The organism is Micromonospora sp. BL4 (assembly GCF_003667505.1).
In the GTDB taxonomy this organism is placed as follows: domain Bacteria; phylum Actinomycetota; class Actinomycetes; order Mycobacteriales; family Micromonosporaceae; genus Micromonospora.
Window position 1 is genome coordinate 1 of record NZ_RCVJ01000188.1, and the last position, 17,315, is coordinate 17,315.

General features: G+C 74.3%; 13 protein-coding genes and 1 pseudogene. 10 read left to right on the forward strand and 4 right to left on the reverse strand.

What is annotated here, in order from left to right:
- Positions 1–75: 75 nt before the first annotated feature.
- Entirely contained in the window at positions 76–1,833 is a 1,758-nt protein-coding gene (locus EAD89_RS25135; RefSeq protein ID WP_121677440.1) for an NAD+ synthase, read from the reverse strand.
- A 215-nt stretch (positions 1,834–2,048) separates the two neighbouring features.
- Between EAD89_RS25135 and glnA the strand changes: the two genes are divergently transcribed.
- The 4 genes from glnA to EAD89_RS25155 all read left to right on the forward strand — a co-directional run bounded on the left by glnA (position 2,049) and on the right by EAD89_RS25155 (position 5,257).
- Entirely contained in the window at positions 2,049–3,398 is a 1,350-nt protein-coding gene (glnA, locus tag EAD89_RS25140; RefSeq protein WP_121656318.1) for a type I glutamate--ammonia ligase, read from the forward strand.
- A gap of 88 nt (positions 3,399–3,486) precedes the next feature.
- Positions 3,487–3,912: a DUF350 domain-containing protein gene (locus tag EAD89_RS25145; RefSeq protein WP_121656317.1), complete on the forward strand. Its 426-nt coding sequence runs from the start codon at positions 3,487–3,489 to the stop codon at positions 3,910–3,912.
- 127 nt (positions 3,913–4,039) lie between these two features.
- Positions 4,040–4,732 carry a YafY family protein gene (locus EAD89_RS25150; RefSeq protein WP_121656316.1) on the forward strand — a complete coding sequence of 231 codons (693 nt, stop codon included), beginning with the start codon at positions 4,040–4,042 and terminating at the stop codon, positions 4,730–4,732.
- A gap of 150 nt (positions 4,733–4,882) precedes the next feature.
- Positions 4,883–5,257 carry a VOC family protein gene (locus tag EAD89_RS25155; protein WP_121656315.1) on the forward strand — a complete coding sequence of 125 codons (375 nt, stop codon included), beginning with the start codon at positions 4,883–4,885 and terminating at the stop codon, positions 5,255–5,257.
- A gap of 48 nt (positions 5,258–5,305) precedes the next feature.
- Here the strand turns inward: EAD89_RS25155 and EAD89_RS25160 are convergent, their stop codons facing one another.
- Complete coding sequence (locus EAD89_RS25160) at positions 5,306–5,764, reverse strand: hypothetical protein (RefSeq protein WP_121677435.1); 459 nt, start codon at positions 5,762–5,764, stop codon at positions 5,306–5,308.
- Between the two features lie 185 nt (positions 5,765–5,949).
- Between EAD89_RS25160 and EAD89_RS25165 the strand changes: the two genes are divergently transcribed.
- Positions 5,950–6,834: a virginiamycin B lyase gene (locus tag EAD89_RS25165; RefSeq protein ID WP_121677436.1), complete on the forward strand. Its 885-nt coding sequence runs from the start codon at positions 5,950–5,952 to the stop codon at positions 6,832–6,834.
- Between the two features lie 19 nt (positions 6,835–6,853).
- Here EAD89_RS25165 and EAD89_RS25170 read toward each other — a convergent pair whose 3' ends face one another.
- Positions 6,854–7,789 carry an LD-carboxypeptidase gene (locus EAD89_RS25170; protein ID WP_121677437.1) on the reverse strand — a complete coding sequence of 312 codons (936 nt, stop codon included), beginning with the start codon at positions 7,787–7,789 and terminating at the stop codon, positions 6,854–6,856.
- Positions 7,790–7,902: 113 nt separating this feature from the next.
- Here EAD89_RS25170 and EAD89_RS25175 point away from each other — a divergent pair, with 113 nt between their 5' ends.
- The 5 genes from EAD89_RS25175 (at position 7,903) to mptB (EAD89_RS25195) (ending at position 16,342) form a co-directional block, all read left to right on the forward strand.
- Complete coding sequence (locus EAD89_RS25175) at positions 7,903–8,670, forward strand: type 1 glutamine amidotransferase (protein ID WP_121677438.1); 768 nt, start codon at positions 7,903–7,905, stop codon at positions 8,668–8,670.
- Complete coding sequence (locus tag EAD89_RS25180; protein WP_121677439.1) at positions 8,670–11,708, forward strand: bifunctional [glutamine synthetase] adenylyltransferase/[glutamine synthetase]-adenylyl-L-tyrosine phosphorylase; 3,039 nt, start codon at positions 8,670–8,672, stop codon at positions 11,706–11,708. Before EAD89_RS25175 ends, EAD89_RS25180 begins: the two co-directional genes overlap by 1 nt.
- Positions 11,701–13,353, forward strand: a complete 1,653-nt coding sequence (locus tag EAD89_RS25185; RefSeq protein WP_233579096.1) for a hypothetical protein — start codon at positions 11,701–11,703, stop codon at positions 13,351–13,353. The genes EAD89_RS25180 and EAD89_RS25185 overlap by 8 nt, the downstream gene beginning before the upstream one ends.
- A gap of 47 nt (positions 13,354–13,400) precedes the next feature.
- Entirely contained in the window at positions 13,401–14,801 is a 1,401-nt protein-coding gene (gene mptB, locus EAD89_RS25190; protein ID WP_199733623.1) for a polyprenol phosphomannose-dependent alpha 1,6 mannosyltransferase MptB, read from the forward strand.
- Between the two features lie 68 nt (positions 14,802–14,869).
- A complete protein-coding gene (mptB, locus tag EAD89_RS25195; RefSeq protein WP_121677443.1) occupies positions 14,870–16,342 on the forward strand; it encodes a polyprenol phosphomannose-dependent alpha 1,6 mannosyltransferase MptB in 1,473 nt (490 codons plus the stop codon).
- 206 nt (positions 16,343–16,548) lie between these two features.
- Here the strand turns inward: mptB (EAD89_RS25195) and EAD89_RS25200 are convergent.
- Positions 16,549–17,315: pseudogene (locus EAD89_RS25200) on the reverse strand (type I glutamate--ammonia ligase); the annotation flags it as partial.

A 17,315-nucleotide genomic window follows, 5' to 3' on the forward strand; every position in this document is an offset into this window, starting at 1 on the left:
ATCACCAACCGGTGGCGCGAGCACGGCTGAGCCGGCCCGCCGCCACCCACCGGCCCGGGCGCGCAGCCGGCCGGCTCAGCCGTGCTCGCGCCACCGGTTGGTGATCGGCAGCCGGCGGTCCCGCCCGAACGCCTTCATCGAGATCTTCGTGCCCGGCGCGGACTGCCGTCGCTTGTACTCGGCGGTATCCACCAGCCGCAGCACCTTGTCCACCACCGCCGGGTCGTGACCCGACTCGACCAGCCCGTCCCGGCCGAGGTCACCGTCGACGTAGCCGATCAGGATCGGGTCCAGCACGTCGTAGTCGGGCAGGGTGTCGCTGTCCAGCTGGCCCGGGCTCAGCTCGGCGCTGGGCGGCTTGCCGATCGAGTTCTCCGGGATCGGGGCGGTCTGGCCCCGGCGGATCGCGTCCGTGTTGCGCCACTTCGCCAGCCGCCAGACCAGGGTCTTCCAGACGTCCTTGATGGGGTTGAAGCCGCCCACCGAGTCGCCGTACAGGGTGGAGTAGCCGACCGCCAGCTCGCTCTTGTTGCCAGTGGTCAGCACCAGGTGGCCCTCCTGGTTCGACAGGGCCATCAGGGTCACGCCGCGTACCCGGGCCTGGAGGTTCTCCACCGCCACCCCGGACAGCGACAGGTTGGCCAGGAAGCCGTCCACCATCGGCTGGATCGGCTCCACGCGGTAATCCAGACCGGTGCGCTTGGCCAGGTCGGCGGCGTCCTCCCGGGAGTGCTCGGAGGAGTGCTGGCTGGGCAGCGACACCCCGACCACCCGGTCCGGGCCGAGCGCGTCGACGGCGAGCGCGGCCACCACCGCCGAGTCGATGCCGCCGGAGAGGCCGAGCACCACCGACGGGAACCGGTTCTTGTTGACGTAGTCGCGCAGGCCGAGCACGAGCGCCTGCCACACCTCGGCCTCGTCGGCCACCGGCTCGATCAGCCCGCCGACCGCGGCCGGGCCGGACGGCGTGGGCGGGATGGCGTCCACCGTGCTGTGCACCAGCCGCATGTCGTGCGCGACGGCCTCCGCGATCGGTGCGTCGGCGGCGGACGGCAGCTCGACGTCGTGCACGAGCAGGTGCTCGACGAACTGCGGGGCGCGGGTGAGCAGCTCACCGTCGGCGGCCACGATCATCGAGTCGCCCTCGAAGACCAGCTCGTCCTGGCCGCCGATCATGTTGACGTACGCGATGGCGGCGCCGGCCTCGGCGGCCCGGCGGCGGACCAGCGGCAGCCGGATGTCGTCCTTGTTCAGCTCGTACGGCGAGCCGTTGATGTTGACCACCAGGCCGACCCCGGCCTGCCGGGCGGCGGCGAACGGGCCACCGGACTGCCACAGGTCCTCGCAGATGGTCAGCGCGACGTCCACCCCGCCGATCCGTACGACGGTCAGCGTGTCACCGGAGACGAAGTAGCGGTCCTCGTCGAAGACGCCGTAGTTGGGCAGGTGGTGCTTGAAGTAGCGGACGGCGACCGCGCCCCGGTGCAGCAGGGCGGCGGCGTTGCGGGCGCCCCGGCCCGGCTCGGCGTCCCCGCTGACCTGCGGCGGCCCGTCGGCGTCCAGGTAGCCGACCACCACCGGCAGCTCGCCGAGGCCGTCCGCGGCGAGGTCGGCGGCGAGTCGCTCCAGGGCGGCCCGGGACGCGGCGACGAAGGAGCGCCGGAAGACCAGGTCCTCGACCGGGTACCCGGTCAGCATCATCTCCGGGAAGAGCACCAGCTGGGCGCCGGCGTCGGCGGCCTGGCGTGTCCAGCTGCGGACCAGGTCCGCGTTGCCGGCGAGGTCGCCGACGCTCGGGTTGACCTGGGACAGGGCGAGACGCAGGGTGGGCATGCCCACATCTTGCCCCAGCCGTTCGGGGCGGACACGGCGCCCGGCGGGAGACGCGGGCCACGCACCCGCCGCCCGCGCGCGGGCAGCGCGGCGGGCACGGCAGGACGGGGGCCGGGCGTTGGCGTAACGTCGGCGTAACCAGGCCCGTGGAGACTGGTCGGTCAGGCCCGGTCGACCCGGCCGGTGCTGGCAAACAGGTGTTGCGAGGGGTGGCAGTGGACCGTCAGCAGGAGTTCGTCCTCCGTACGCTGGAAGAGCGGGACATCCGGTTCGTCCGGCTGTGGTTCACGGACGTGCTGGGCACGCTCAAGAGCGTGTCGGTGGCACCCGCTGAGCTGGAGGCGGCCTTCGAGGAGGGCATCGGCTTCGACGGCTCGGCGATCGAGGGCTTCGCCCGGGTCTTCGAGTCCGACATGGTCGCCATGCCCGACCCGACCACCTTCCAGGTCTTCCCGTTCGAAGGCGGGGTCAGCGGCGAGAGCGCCCGGATGTTCTGCGACATCCTGCTGCCCGACGGTGGGCCCTCCTGGGCCGACCCGCGGCACGTGCTGCGCCGGGCGCTGTCCAAGGCCGCCGAGAAGGGCTTCACCTTCTACACCCACCCCGAGATCGAGTTCTTCCTGCTGGAGAACGGCCCCCAGGACGGCTCGGTGCCCGTTCCGGTGGACACCGGCGGCTACTTCGAGCACACCACCCACGCCGTCGCCCGCGACTTCCGCCGGCAGGGCGTGCTGGCGCTGGAGCGGATCGGCATCTCGGTGGAGTTCAGCCACCACGAGGTCGCCCCAGGCCAGCAGGAGATCGACCTGCGCTACGCCGACGCGCTCACCACCGCCGACAACATCATGACCTTCCGGCACGTGGTCAAGGAGGTGGCGCTCTCCACCGGCGTGCAGGCGAGCTTCATGCCGAAGCCGTTCACCGACCAGCCGGGCAGCGGCATGCACACCCACCTGTCGCTGTTCGAGGGCGAGCGCAACGCCTTCCACGACAACGGCGACCCGATGAAGCTCTCCAAGGTGGCGAAGTCGTTCATCGCCGGCCTGCTGGTGCACGCCCGCGAGTACACCGCGGTCACCAACCAGTGGGTCAACTCGTACAAGCGGCTCTTCCCGCAGCACCTGCCGGACCGGATCACCGAGAGTCCGGCGTACGTCTGCTGGGGGCACCTGAACCGGTCCGCGCTCGTGCGGGTGCCCGCGTACGGCAAGCCCAACTCGGCCCGGGTCGAGGTCCGCTCGCCGGACTCGGCGGCCAATCCGTACCTCGCCTTCGCGGTGCTGCTCGGCGCCGGCCTGAAGGGCATCGAGGAGGGGTACGAGCTGCCGCCGGGCGCCGAGGACGACGTCTGGTCGCTGACCAGCGCCGAGCGGCGCGCGATGGGGTACGAGGCGCTGCCGGAGAACCTGGCCGAGGCGATCGACGTGATGGCCGAGTCCGAGCTGGTCGCCGAGGTGCTCGGCGAGCACGTCTTCGACTTCTTCCTGCGCAACAAGCGGGCCGAGTGGGAGCAGTACCGTCGCGAGGTCACCCCGTACGAGCGGCAGCGCTACCTGGCGCTGTAGTTCCGGGGCTGACGCGGTTGCGTGCTGCCGCTATCGTCTCGATCACCGCGCCGGTACCCCCTCCGGGCGGAGAGTCGGGAGGCAGTCGGTGCTGGAGGATCTGCTCAGCGGTGCCTGGCAGAGCGTCGTGTTCGGTCTCGTCGGCGTGGGGCTGATGGCGGCCGGGTTCGGGCTGGTCGACCTGCTCACTCCCGGCCGCCTGCGGGACCTGATCTGGGTGGACCGCAACACCAACGCGGGGCTGCTGCTCGCCGCCAACCAGCTGGGCATCGCCGGGATCGTCTTCACGGCGATCCTCACCAGCTACAGCGACTTCGGCAAGGGGCTCGCCTCCACCGTGGTGTTCGGGCTGGTCGGGCTGGCCATCATGGCGCTGGCCTTCGTGGTGCTCGACCTGCTCACCCCCGGCAAGCTCGGTGAGGTCATCTGCTCGCCGGAGCCGCACCCGGCGGCCCGGGTCAGCGCCGCCACCCACTTCGGGGCGGCACTGATCGTCTGCGCCTGCATCGCCTGAGGCCGCAATCGCCTGAGGCCGCATCGCGAGACCGCATCGCGAGACCGCATCGCCTGAGCCCGCAATCGCCTGAGGTCGCGGCGCCGGGGCGCGCTCGTCGTCGTACCCCGGCCGTAGCGTGCCGGGCATGAACCGCACCGACCGCCTGTACGCCCTGGTCGAGGAGCTGCGGGCGATGTCGCCGCGGCCGCGCAGCGCCCGCTGGCTGGCCACCCGCTTCGAGGTGAGCAGCCGGACGATCGAGCGCGACATCGGTGCCCTCCAGGAGGCCGGCGTGCCGATCTGGGCGGAGCCGGGGCGCACCGGCGGTTACGTGCTGGACCGCGCCCGCACCCTGCCCCCGGTCAACCTCACCGCCGCCGAGGCGGTGGCGATGGCCGTCGCGCTGCACCGGCTCGCCGGCACGCCGTTCGCCGCGCCGGGCGCCACCGCGCTGCGCAAGCTGGTGGCGGTGCTGCCGGCCGCCGACGCGGCCGAGGCGCACCGGCTCGCCGGCCGGGTGCACCTGATCGGCGACGGGCCGGCCACACCCGTCCCGGCCATCGTCGCCGACGCGGTGGCCGCGCGACGGGTGCTGCGCATCCGGTACGCCGACCGCGGCGGCGCCGAGTCGGCACGGGACGTCGAGCCGCTCGGTTACCTCGGCAACGCCCGGCACTGGTACCTGCTCGCCTGGTGCCGGCTGCGCGACGAGCTGCGCTGCTTCCGCACGGACCGGATCCGGGGCGTGCGGGCACTGCACGAGGTGGTGGCGCGGGAGCTGCGCCCGGCGGATCTGGACATCCCGCACGAGCGGATCCGACGGCTCAGCCTGGTCTGAGACCGACGGCCCGGACCCCGTCGGGCATCGCCTCTGGCGGTACGGACCCCGTCAGGTGATGCGGAAACACCGACAGGACGCTGTCGCGGACGGCCCCGAGACTGCTCCTGACGACGGCCGAACGGCCGGCACGGAAACTGGAGGCAGCAGATGTCCACGACGCCCATCACCTGGTTCGAGATCGGCACCGATCGACCGGAGGAGGCGGAGCGCTTCTACGGCGAGCTGTTCGGTTGGACCTTCGAGGAGCAGGGCGCCGCCAACGGCGGGTCCTACCGCGTCACCGGCGCCGGAGGCGACGCCGGAATCGGCGGGGCGATCCGGGCGACCGACGGGACGTCGCCGAACTACGCGGTGTTCTACGCCGAGGTCGCCGACGTGTCCGAGACCTGCCGGCGGGCCGAGGCGGCCGGCGGCAAGGTGCTGGTGCCGGTCCGGACGACTCCGAGCGGGCTCAGCCTCGCCCACCTGCTCGACCCGGCCGGCAACCACCTCGGCGTGTTCACGCCCCCGCCCGCCGGCTGACGATCTGGACGGTGGCGGCCCCGCCCGGGCGGGCGGGGCCGCCGACGGTCACTTGCCGGCCGTACCGCCGGGCCCGCCGTGACCGCCCGGCCCACGGTGGCCGCCCGGGCCGGGGAAGACACCGGCCTCGACGGCCTTGGTGATCGCGTCGGCCTGCTCCTGGGTGAGCTTGCCGTCCTTGACCGCCTGGTCCAGCCGCTCCTTGAGCGCGGCCTGCCGGTCCTCGGTGGACGGCCGCTCCGGCCGGTCGGCGAGCCGCTGCTCGCGGACCTTCTCCAGCGCGGCGGTCACCTTGTCGGCGGAGACGCCCAGCTCCTTGGCGAGCGCCTCGGCGAACTCACCCTGCCGGTCGGCCTTCGTGCCCGGGCCGTCGGTGGTGCTGCTGGCGCTCGGCGTGGACGTGGCGTCCGCAGCGAACGCGATCGTCGGGGCCGCGATCCCCACGCCGAGGACGCCGGCGGTGGCCAGGCCGGCCAGCAGGTGCTTCTTACGGATGGTGCGGGACATGCTCTCCTCCAGATGCTCGGTGGTGCTGCGATGTCGTCACCGACGGTGACCAGTGCGGCTGGGTGGGAGCCGTGCCGAAGCTGTCCGCCAGCTGGCAATCCGGGGCGCGGAGTCGGACAAACCGGTTGCCTCGGTACGCCCGGTGGGTGAGGGTGGGTCCGTTCATCGACGGAAGGCAGCCTCTCGTGACGTCCACTCCGATCCGCGAACTTCCGATCACCGATCCGCAGGCCGGGCCGTACGGCATCACCACCGGCCCCGACGCGGCGCTCTGGCTGACCCTGGTCCACGCCGGCGCGATCGCCCGGGTGGACGGGGACGGTTCGGTGCGCCGCTGGCCGGCCGGCGATCCGGGCAGCCGGCCACTGATCGTCACGTCCGGCCCGGACGGCGCCCTCTGGTTCACCCGCTCCGGGGACGACCGGATCGGCCGGATCACCACCGACGGGCAGCAGAGCGCGTTCGCGGTGCCGCCCGGCACCGGCCCGTGCGGCATCGCCGCCGGCCCGGACGGCGCCCTCTGGTACGCCGGGATGAACTCCGACACCGTCGGACGGGTGAGCGCCGACGGAGTGGTCACCGAGGTGCGGTTGCCGGTCTCCGGGGCGTACGCCTCGATGGTGGCGGCCGGCCCGGACGACGCCGTCTGGTGCACCCTCAACCAGGCGAACGCGATCGCCCGGGTCGGCATGGACGGCGCCGTGCAGGTGCACCCGTTGCCCACCGAGGGCGCCGCGCCGGTCGGTATCGCCGCGGGTGTGGACGGGGCGCTCTGGTTCGTGGAGATCGCGGCCGGTCAGGTCGGGCGGATCACCCCCGACGGCCGGATCGAGGAGTACCCGCTGCCGGACCGGACGGCCCGGCCGCACGCCGTCGTCGCCGATCCGTCCGGTGGCGCCTGGTTCACCGAGTGGGCCGGAAACCGTATCGGCCACGTCGACCCGGCCGGCCGGGTCGACACCTACGAGCTGCCCACTCCGAACTCCGAGCCGCACGGCCTCACCGTCGGGTCCGACGGCAGCGTCTACGCGGCCCTGGAGACGGGCCACCTGGCCCGCCTCACCCCCTGACCCGCGGGAGCGGAGCGGGTCAGGCGACGGCGGGGGAGACGGTGAGGGTGGCCGTCCCGGTGTCGAGGATGGCCCGCGTGCCGACGGGGACGGTGAGCTGACCGGGGCCGTGGCCGATCGGCAGCCCGCCGAGCACCGGCACGCCGAGGGCACCGAGCCGTTCGCCGAGCACGTCGACGATCGTGGTGTCCCAGCCGTCGGCGCAGTCGGTGAACTGACCGACCGCCACCCCCGCCAACCCGTCCAGCGCGCCGGCCCGGCGCAGGTGGGTGAGCATCCGGTCGACCTTGTACGGGGGCTCCTGCACGTCCTCGATCAACAGCACCGCCCCGGTCAGGTCGGGCAGGTCCGGCGTGCCGATCGACGCGGCGATCATGCACAGGTTGCCGCCGAGCAGGGTGCCGGTGGCCCGACCCGGGACACGGACCGGATAGGTCTCCTCGCCGGCCACCGCGGTGACCGTCACCGGCTCGGTCGTCATCAGCGCGGCGTGCAGCGACTCGGCCGAGCGCAGCGGGGTGCGTTCATCCCGCCAGGCCGCCCCCGGGCCGTGCACACCGGCGAGCCGGGCGCCCCGCCAGAGCGCGAACTGCAACGCGGTGATGTCGGAGAAGCCGGCCACCACCTTCGGGTCGCGGCGGACCGCGTCCATGTCGATGGCGTCCACCACCCGCTGGGCCCCGTACCCGCCGCGGGTGCAGATCACCCCGCGCACCTGCGGGTCGGCGAACGCCGCGTTCAGGTCGGCGGCGCGCAGGTCGTCCGCGCCGGCCAGGTAGCCCTGCCGGGCGTACGCGTTCGGCGCCACCACCGGCCGCAGGCCCCAGCCGGTGAGCAGCTCCACCCCACGGGCCACCCGCTCCGGCAAGGTCGGCCCGGACGGCGACACCAGCAGCACCGTGTCACCCGGGCGCAGCGCGGGCGGACGGACGACGGTCGGGTCCTCGCTGATCACAACCGCAGAGCCTATCGACCCCGCTGTCCCGGGCGGCTGGCGCAGGCCGGCGACGGAGGGCGCGGGCCGTGGCGGGGCGTGGCCCTCCGCGGCGCACCGGCTAGCCTCGACGGGTGGCAACCGCGCTGGTGATCGAGAACGACCCGTCGGACGACCTGCGTCGACTGGGCGAGTGGCTGACCGAGGCCGGGCTGGAGCTGTGGGTGGTCCGCCCGCACGCCGGCGACGAGCTCCCCGCCGACCTGGAGGGGTACGCGGCGCTCGTGGTGCTCGGCGGCGAGCAGCAGGCGTACCCGCTGGCGGACGGCTCGCCCGGCGCCCCCTGGTTCCCGGCGGTGGAGGGGCTGTTGCGCAAGGCCGTCCGGTACCGGGTGCCCACCCTGGCCATCTGCCTGGGCGCGCAGCTGCTCGCCACCGCGCACGCCGGGCTGGTCGAGCGGAGCCCGTCCGGGCCGGAGATCGGCCCCGGCGTGGTCGGCCGGCGCGACGCCGCCGAGAGCGACCCGCTGTTCCGGTACGTGCCGCTGATCCCGGACGTGCTCCAGTGGCACTCCGACGAGATCACCGAGCTGCCCCGGGGCGCCACCCTGCTGGCCGCCTCCACCCGCTACCCGCACCAGGCGTTCCGGCTCGGTGACCGGGCCTGGGGGCTGCAGTTCCACATCGAGTGCGACACCGCGATGATCGCCGACTGGGCGGCCGACTCGACGCTCCTCGCCGAGCTGGGCTACGACCCGGAGCTGGTGGTCGCGGCCTGTGCCTCGGTCATGGTCGACGTCGAGGAGGTCTGGCAGCCGTTCGCCGCCCGGTTCGCCGCGCTGGCCCTCGGAGAGCTGGACGACAGCACGACGCGGCGGGGCCTGCCGCTGCTCGGGCACTGATGAGCAGGCCGACCAGGGCGCCGGGCCGGCTCGCCCGGTACGGCTTCGGCACCGCCGAGGGTGACGGCGGGGCGCGCGCCGCCGACCTGCTCGGCCCGGACGGGCTGGGGCTGTGGCGGCCGGCCGAGCAGGAGCCGGTCGACGAGTCGGCCGTGGAGCTGCTCGCCGCGCTGTCCCGGGCCGCCGACCCGGACCTGGCGCTGCGCCAGCTGCACCGCATCGTCGAGGCCGAACGCCGCGCGAACGGCGGGACGGCGTCCGGCGCGACCGGTCCCGGGTCGCCGCTGCTCGCGGAGCTGCACACCGATCCGGGGCTGCGACGGCGGTTGATCGCGGTCCTCGGCGCCTCGTCGGCGCTCGGCGACCACCTGGTGGCCCACCCCGAGCACTACGCGGCGCTGCGCACCGCCCCGGACGGGCTCGCGCCCACCGCCGAGGGTCGGCTGGAGCCGACCGGCGACGGCAACCCGGTGGCGGTGCTGCGGTCCGCGTACCGGCTGGCCCTGCTGCGGATCGCGGCGGCCGACCTGACCGGCGGGCGCGGCCTGGAGCAGACCATGGCCGCGCTGTCGGCGCTGGCGGACGCGACGCTGGCCGCGGCGTACGAGAGCGCGGTCGCGGAGCTGCCGGCGGGCACCGCGCGGCCCCGGCTGGCCGTGGTGGCGATGGGCAAGTGCGGCGGCGGCGAGCTGAACTACGTGTCCGACGTGGACGTCATCTTCGTGGCGGCCGACGACGCCGACCTCTCCGCCGCCACCCAGGTGGCGACCCGGCTGATCCACATCTGTGGGCTGGTCGCCTGGCCGGTGGACGCGGCGCTGCGTCCGGAGGGCAACCGGGGCCCGCTGGTGCGCACCCTCGCGAGCCACCTGGCCTACTACCGCCGGTGGGCGCGCACCTGGGAGTTCCAGGCGCTGCTCAAGGCCCGCCCGGCCGCCGGTGACCTGCCGCTGGCCCAGGAGTGGATCGACCAGCTCGCGCCGCTGGTGTGGCGGGCGGCCGAACGGCCCGAGGCGGTCGAGGACGTCCGCGCGATGCGGCGCCGGATCATCGACAACATCCCGCCGAAGGAGTTGGAGCGCGAGATCAAGCGCGGCTCCGGCGGGCTGCGCGACATCGAGTTCGCCGTCCAGCTGTTGCAGCTCGTGCACGGTCGCGGCGACGAGACGCTGCGCGTACCCGGCACCATCCCGGCGTTGCGGGCGCTCGTCGCCGGCGGCTACGTCGGTCGCGCCGACGGCGAGGCGCTGCTGCGCGGCTACCGGTTCCTGCGCAGCATCGAGCACCGGCTCCAGTTGCAGAGCCTGCGCCGCACCCACACCGTGCCCACCGAGCCGGCCGCGCTGCGCTGGCTCGCCGCCGCGCTGGACTACACGGCGACGCCGGGGCGCAGCGCCGTGGAGGCCTTCCGGGCCGAGTGGGTGACCCACGCCGCCGAGGTACGCCGACTGCACGCCAAGCTGCTGTACCGGCCGCTGCTGGAGTCGGTCGCCCGGGTGCCGGCCGACGGGCTGCGGCTCACCCCGGAGGCGGCCCGGCACCGGCTGGAGATCCTCGGCTTCGCCGACCCGGCCGGGGCGCTGCGGCACCTCCAGGCCCTCACCGGCGGGGTGAGCCGCACCGCGGCCATCCAACGGACCCTGCTGCCGGTGCTGCTCAGCGAGTTCGCCGACGCGCCGGAGCCGGACCGGGGGCTGCTCAACTACCGGCAGGTCTCCGACAAGCTCGGCAGCACCCCCTGGTACCTGCGGCTGCTGCGCGACGGTGGCCCGGTCGCCCGGCGGCTCGCCCGGGTCCTCGCCCTCTCCCGGTACGTCGCCGACCTGCTCGCCCGGGACCCGGAGGCGCTGCGGCTGCTGGCCGAGGAGAACGAGCTGGCGCCCCGCCCACGCGCAGTGCTCCGGGAGGGCTTTCTCGCGGCGGCGGCCCGGCACGGCGACCCGGTCGAGGCGACCCGGGCGGTACGCGCGCTGCGCCGCCGGGAGCTGGTCCGGGTGGCCTGCGCCGACGTGCTCTGCCGGGCCGGTTCGCTCGCACCCACACCCACGCGGACGGACGGCGGAAACCGGCAGGTCCCCGGGCTGGCCGACGTCACCGCGGTCGGCACGGCCCTCTCCGACGTCACCGACGCCACCCTGGCCGCCGCGCTACGAGCCGCCCAGGCCGGTCAGGCGGCACCGCCCGGGCTGCGGTTCGCGGTGATCGGCATGGGTCGGCTCGGCGGGTACGAGTCGAACTACCTCTCCGACGCCGACGTGCTCTTCGTCTACGACCCGCCCCCCGGGAGCGACGAGAGCGCCGCCAGCGCCGCCGCCCACGCGATCGCCGAGGAACTGCGCCGGCTGCTCGGAGTGCCCGCCCCCGACCCGCCGCTCGGCGTCGACGCCGACCTGCGCCCGGAGGGCCGGCAGGGCCCGTTGGTGCGCAGCCTCGCCGCGTACGCCCAGTACTACGCCCGCTGGTCGCGGGTGTGGGAGGCGCAGGCGTTGCTGCGCGCCCGGTTCGTCTGCGGTGACGCCGACCTGGGGGCCGAGTTCGAGGCGCTGATCGACCCGGTGCGCTACCCCGCCGACGGTCTCACCCGCGAGCAGGTCGTCGAAATTCGCCGGATCAAGGCGCGGGTGGAGACCGAGCGGCTGCCCCGCGGCGCCGACCCGGCCACCCACACCAAGCTGGGCCGCGGCGGGCTGGCCGACGTCGAGTGGGCGGTGCAGCTCGTCCAGCTCCGCCACGCCGGCGCGGTCCCGGAGCTGCGCGGCACGCGTACTCTCGACGCGCTCGCGGCCGCCGAGCGGGCCGGCCTGGTCGACCCGGCGGACGCCGCGGAGATGGCCGCCGGCTGGTCCCTGGCCGCGCAGGTGCGCAACGCGCTGATGCTGGTCCGGGGCCGGGCCGGTGACCAGCTGCCCCGGCACGGGGTGGAGCTGGCCGGGGTGGTCGCGCTGCTCGGCCGGGACGATCCGGGGGAGTTCCTCGACGAGTACCTGCGCACCGGCCGCCGCTCCCGCGCTGCCGCGGAACGGGTGCTCAATGCCTGACGCACTGACCCACCCGGCCGGTGCGCGGGCCGGCCAGCGGACCGAACGCGCCCGATCCCCGCACGCGGTCTGGGCGGCGGCCGCCGGGGTCGCGGTGCTGCTCGCGGCCGCGTTCCTGCTCGCGCCGAGGATGGGCACCGACCTGGCCGCCCAGGTGGCCCGCGCCGAGTTCGCCGACCGGTACGGGGCCGCGCCCCTCGATTTCGGTTGGTACGGCGGCGTCAACCAGTACGGCTACAGCCTGTTCACGGCCCGGTTGGGCGCACTGATCGGCGTACGTCCGCTGGGCGCCGTCGCCGCCGTGGTCGGTGCGGCCGCGCTGGGGTGGCTGTTCACCCGTAGCCGGGCTCGCCGGCCGCTGTTGGCCGGTGTCCTCGGTGCCGCGGTGCTGGTCGGCAACCTGGCCAGCGGCCGGATCACCTTCGCCGTTGGGCTGACGTTCGGGCTGCTGGCGCTCTGCGCGGTCAGCGCGGAACGCCCACCGCGTCCGGTACGGCTGGCGCTCGCCGCCGGATGCGCCGCGCTCGCGACCGCGGCGAGCCCGGTCGCGGGCCTGTTCACCGGGCTGGCCGGCGCGGCGTTGCTGCTGGCCGCCCTGCGCCACGGCGCCGGGCCGGGCCGTCGACTGCCGGGTGGTTGGCGAGTGGAGCGACCACTGGCGGAGGGCCTCGTGCTGGCCGTGGCGCCCGCGGTCACGCTCGCTCCGATCGCCGCGTTCTTCGGCAACGGAGGCACCCAGCCGTACTCGGCCGAGTCGATGCGGATCAACGTCGCGCTCGCGGTGCTGGTGGGCGTCGTGCTGCCCCGCCGTCGCCACGTGCTGCGCATCGGCGCGGTGCTCACGGTGCTGCTCCTGGTCGGTGCCTACTACGTGCCCAGCCCGATCGGTTCCAACGCGTTGCGCCTGTCGCTGCTCTTCGCCCTGCCCGTGCTGGCCGGGTACGCCCCGCTGCCCACGCCGTGGCTGGCCGGGCTGCTCGCCGCGACCGTGTGGTGGCAGTCCCCGGTGATGATGAGCGACGTCGTGCGGGCCGGCGCGCCGGAGAGCGACCCGGCGTTCCACCGGCCGCTCGTCGCCGAACTGGAGCGGCGGCAGCCGACCGGGCGGGTCGAGGTGGTGCCGCTGCGGGACCACTGGGAGTCCGCGTACCTGCCACCGACCGTGCCGCTCGCCCGTGGCTGGGAGCGCCAGGTCGACAGCGATCGCAACTCGGTGTTCTACGACGGCACCCTGACCGCGCAGACCTACGAGCAGTGGCTCCGTCACGAGGCGGTGACGTACGTGGCGCTCGCCCCGGACGCCCCCGCCGACCGGTGGGGCCGCGACGAGGCCGCGCTGATCCGCGGCGGCCTGCCGTACCTGCGGGAGGTCTGGCGTGATCCGACCTGGCAGATGTACGCCGTGGTCGATCCGACTCCGCTGGTCGGGGCCCCGGGCAACCTCGCCGCCGCCGACCGGGGCTCGGTCCGGCTGACCGCCCCGCCGGGCGACGTGCCGGTTCGGGTGCGCTGGTCGCGCTGGCTGTCGTTGACCGGCCCGGACGGCTGTCTGCGACCCGGCGCGGACGGGTGGACCGAGGTGCGCGTCCGTGCCGCAGGTGACTACTCGATCTCCAGCAGCCTCGCGCCGGCGCGCCACTGCTGACGGTGCCTGCCGTCGGCTCCCCGTCGACGGGCTGGCAGCATGTCGGGGTGCCTTCCCACCTCGCGCGCTGGACCGGCCTGGCCGGCTCGATGCTGCTCGCGCTGTCCGCGTTCCTCGGCGGCGCGTTCCCCGGCGGCCCCCTGCGCAGCACCCCGGTCAGCATCTGGCAGGGTCCGAACGGCCCGCTGGTCCTCACCGCGTGGGCGGTCGGCACCGGTCTGATGGCGTACGCCTGGTGGGCTCTGCGCGACGGGGGCCCGTCGACGCGGTGGGCGCTGGTCACCGTGGGGCTCTGGCTGCTGCCGTTGCTCATCGCGCCGCCCTTCGGCAGCCGGGACGTGTACGCGTACACCTGCCAGGGCGCCAGCTTCGCCGGCGGCATCAGCCCGTACGAGCAGGGCGTCTCCGCGCTGCCCTGCCCCTGGCTCGACACGGTGTCCGTCATCTGGCGGGACACCCCGGCGCCGTACGGGCCGCTGTTCGTGCTGATCGCCGGCGCCGTGGTCAAACTCACCGGTTCGCTGACCGCCAGCATCGTGCTGTTCCGGGCGCTGTCGCTGGCCGGGGTGGTGCTGTGCGCGTGGGCGCTGCCGGCGCTGGCACGGCGGACCGGTGTGCCGGCCAAGCGGGCGGTGTGGCTGGCCCTGGGCTCCCCGCTGGTCGCCGCGCACCTGATCGGTGGTCCACACAACGACGTGCTGATGCTCGCCGCGCTGGTCGGTGGGCTGGCCGTGGTGGCGTCCCGACCCGGCCGGCGTGGGCTGCTGCTGGTTGGCGGGGTGCTGCTCGGTGTCGCCGTGGCGATCAAGGTCACCGCTGTGGTGGTGGTGCCGTTCGCCGCGCTGGCCGCCACCGCCGGGCCGTTCCGGATCCGGACCCTGATCCGCGACGGCGGCTGGGTGGTCGGCGGCGCGGTCGCCGCCGTCGTGGGCGTGACCGCCGCCGGTGGGCTGGACTTCGGCTGGATCGGCGGGCTGTCCCAGGGCGGCGCCGCCGTCGCGTGGACATCCCCGCCGACCGCTGTCGGACAGACGATCAGTGACGTCGCGCGGCTGTTCGGCGGGCACGTCGACGCGCTGCCGGTGACGCGCGGGATCGCCGTCGTGCTCCTGGCCGTACTCCTCGTCTGGCTCTGGTGGCGGGCTCGCACCCGCGACCCGCTGTTCTATGCCGGCCTCGCGCTCGCCCTCACGGTCGCGCTCTCGCCCGTGGTGCATCCCTGGTACTGGACCTGGCCGTTGTTCGTGCTGGCGGCCACCGCCCGGCGGACCCGGTGGTTCATCGTGGTCGCCCTGGTCGCGGTGTTCCTGGTGCTGCCCGACGGCACCGGGCTGCCCCGGTACACCAAGACGGTCGGGGCGGCGCTGATGACGCTGTTGGTGATCGTGCTGGTCATCCGGTTGGTACGGTCGGCTCGGGCGGCCCGTCAGCCGGTCGCCGCCGACTGAGGAAAGGTGCGCCGGTGACCGATCCCGGCGCCGCCACCGCCGCACCTGAGTTCGCCGCTGACGGTTCGCTGACGGCGCGCGCGGTCCGGTACGGCGGCCTGGCCGGCGCGGTGCTGCTCGCCGTCGCCGGGTACCTCGGCGGGGCGCTGCCCGACGCCCCGCTGGGCGCGACGCCGGTGTCGATCTGGCGCTCCCCGGGCGGTCCGGCGACGCTCACCTGCTGGCTGGTCGGCACCGCACTGCTGGTCGGGGCATGGTGGTCGCTGCGCGAGGGAGCGCCGTCGACCCGGTGGGCGTACGTCACCGCCGGCCTGTGGGCGCTGCCGCTGCTGCTCGCGCCGCCGTCGGGCAGCCGGGACGTGTACTCGTACGCCTGCCAGGGCTGGACGTACGCGCACGGCGTCGACCCGTACTCGGTGGGCGTGGCGGCGGCGGGCTGCCCGTGGCTGGACACGGTGGCGCCGATCTGGCGGGACACGCCGGCCCCGTACGGTCCGGTCTTCGTGCTGCTCGCGGCGCTCGCGGTCGAACTCGGTGGCGGGCTCACCGGCACGGTCGTGTGGCTGCGGATGATCGCCGTGGCGGGGCTGCTGCTGGCGGCGCTCTGCCTGCCCGGGCTGGCCCGTGCGGCCGGGGTGCCGGCCCGACGGGCCGCCTGGCTGGCGCTTGCCGGCCCGCTGGTCGGGGTGCACCTGGTGGCCGGGGCGCACAACGACGCGGTCATGCTGGGTCTGCTGCTGGGCGGGCTGCTGGTGGTGCTCCGGCGGCCGGGCCGGCCAGCGGCGCTGCTGTTCGCCGGGGCGCTGCTCGGCCTGGCGGTCACGGTGAAGGCCAGCGCCGTGGTGGTGCTGCCGTTCGCCGCGCTGGCCGCGATGCACGGCCGGTACACCGTGCGGGTGCTGCTGCGCGACGGCGGGTGGCTGGCCGGTGGGCTGCTGGCCGCGTTGCTGGTCACCTCGGCGCTGTCCGGTCTCGGGTTCGGCTGGGTGGGTGGGCTGACCCACAGCGGTGACTCCGAGCAGTGGACGTCGCCGCCCACCGCGGTCGGCCTGGTCGTGGACTACGCCGGCGCGCTGATCGGCCGTTCCCCGCAGGCGGTGCCGGTGGTCCGGGCCGTCGCGCTGCTGGTGCTCGCCGGGGTGCTGGTGGTGCTCTGGTGGCGGGCCTGGCGGGCGCTTCGTGCGTTGAACGACGTCCGGCAGCGGGTGACCCGGATCGAGGCGATGCGGCCCCGGGTGGCGCTGCGCGGCGCGGCCCTGGCGCTGGTCGCCACCGTCGTCCTGTCCCCGGTCTTCCACCCCTGGTACGCCACCTGGCCGCTGGCGCTGCTCGCCCTCACCGCCATCCGGGCGACGTGGTTCGCGCTGCCGGCCGCGCTCGCGGCCTTTCTGGCCCTGCCCGACGGCACCAACCTGGCCCGCTTCACGAAGGCCCCCGGCGCCGTGGCGATGACCGTCCTTCTCCTGGCCGTCCTCCTGCGCGGGTACCGAGCGTCGCGCGCCTCCGCGTCCAAGCTCCGTGAACATGATGCCGGTGGGTGACGGCACAACTCCCGGCCGGCGTGAGTTGGGCAGTCAAGATCGCGCTCGAACCGGGATGTAGTGGCATCGCGAGCCGGTGAGACCACTACATCCTGGATCGAGCACGATCTTGGCGTGGGGCGTGGGAGACGGGCCGGGGCCGGCTCCGCGACAGCGGAGCCGGCCCCGGCCGGTGATCGGGTGACTCTTCAGCAGTCGGAGACTGCTCAGCAGTCGTAGTACATGGCGAATTCGTGCGGGGTCGGGCGCAGACGCACCGGGTCGACCTCGTTGGCCCGCTTCCAGTCGACCCAGGTGGAGATCAGGTCGGGCGTGAAGACGCCACCGTCGAGCAGGTAGTCGTGGTCGGCCTCGAGCGAGTCGAGCACCGCCGACAGCGAGCCCGGCACCTGCTTGACGTCGCCCCACTCCTCCGGCGGGAGGTCGTAGAGGTCCTTGTCGATCGGCGTCGGTGGTTCGATCTTGCTTTTGATGCCGTCCAGGCCGGCCATCATCATCGCCGAGAAAGCCAGGTAGACGTTGGCTGACGGGTCCGGCACGCGGAACTCGACGCGCTTGGCCTTGGGGTTCGCGCCGGTCACCGGGATGCGGGTGCAGGCCGAGCGGTTGCGCTGGGAGTAGACCAGGTTGACCGGCGCCTCGAAGCCCGGCACCAGGCGACGGTACGAGTTGATGGTCGGGTTGGTGAAGGCCAGCAGCGACGGCGCGTGGTGCAGCAGACCACCGATGTACCAGCGGGCCGTGTCGGACAGGCCGGCGTAGCCGGTCTCGTCGTAGAACAGGGGTTCGCCGTTGAGCCAGAGGCTCTGGTGGGTGTGCATGCCCGAGCCGTTGTCGCCGAACAGGGGCTTGGGCATGAAGGTGGCGGTTTTGCCGTTGGCCCAGGCTTCGTTCTTGACGATGTACTTGAACAGTTGGAGTTGGTCGGCGGCGTGCAGCAGGGTGGAGAACCGGTAGTTGATCTCGGATTGGC

Coding starts and splice junctions, on each gene's coding strand:
- EAD89_RS25135 (WP_121677440.1), bottom strand. CDS start 1,833: ATGCCCACCCTGCGTCTCGCCCTGTCCCAGGTCAACCCGAGCGTCGGC.
- EAD89_RS25150 (WP_121656316.1), top strand. CDS start 4,040: ATGAACCGCACCGACCGCCTGTACGCCCTGGTCGAGGAGCTGCGGGCG.
- EAD89_RS25155 (WP_121656315.1), top strand. CDS start 4,883: ATGTCCACGACGCCCATCACCTGGTTCGAGATCGGCACCGATCGACCG.
- EAD89_RS25160 (WP_121677435.1), bottom strand. CDS start 5,764: ATGTCCCGCACCATCCGTAAGAAGCACCTGCTGGCCGGCCTGGCCACC.
- EAD89_RS25180 (WP_121677439.1), top strand. CDS start 8,670: ATGAGCAGGCCGACCAGGGCGCCGGGCCGGCTCGCCCGGTACGGCTTC.
- EAD89_RS25185 (WP_233579096.1), top strand. CDS start 11,701: ATGCCTGACGCACTGACCCACCCGGCCGGTGCGCGGGCCGGCCAGCGG.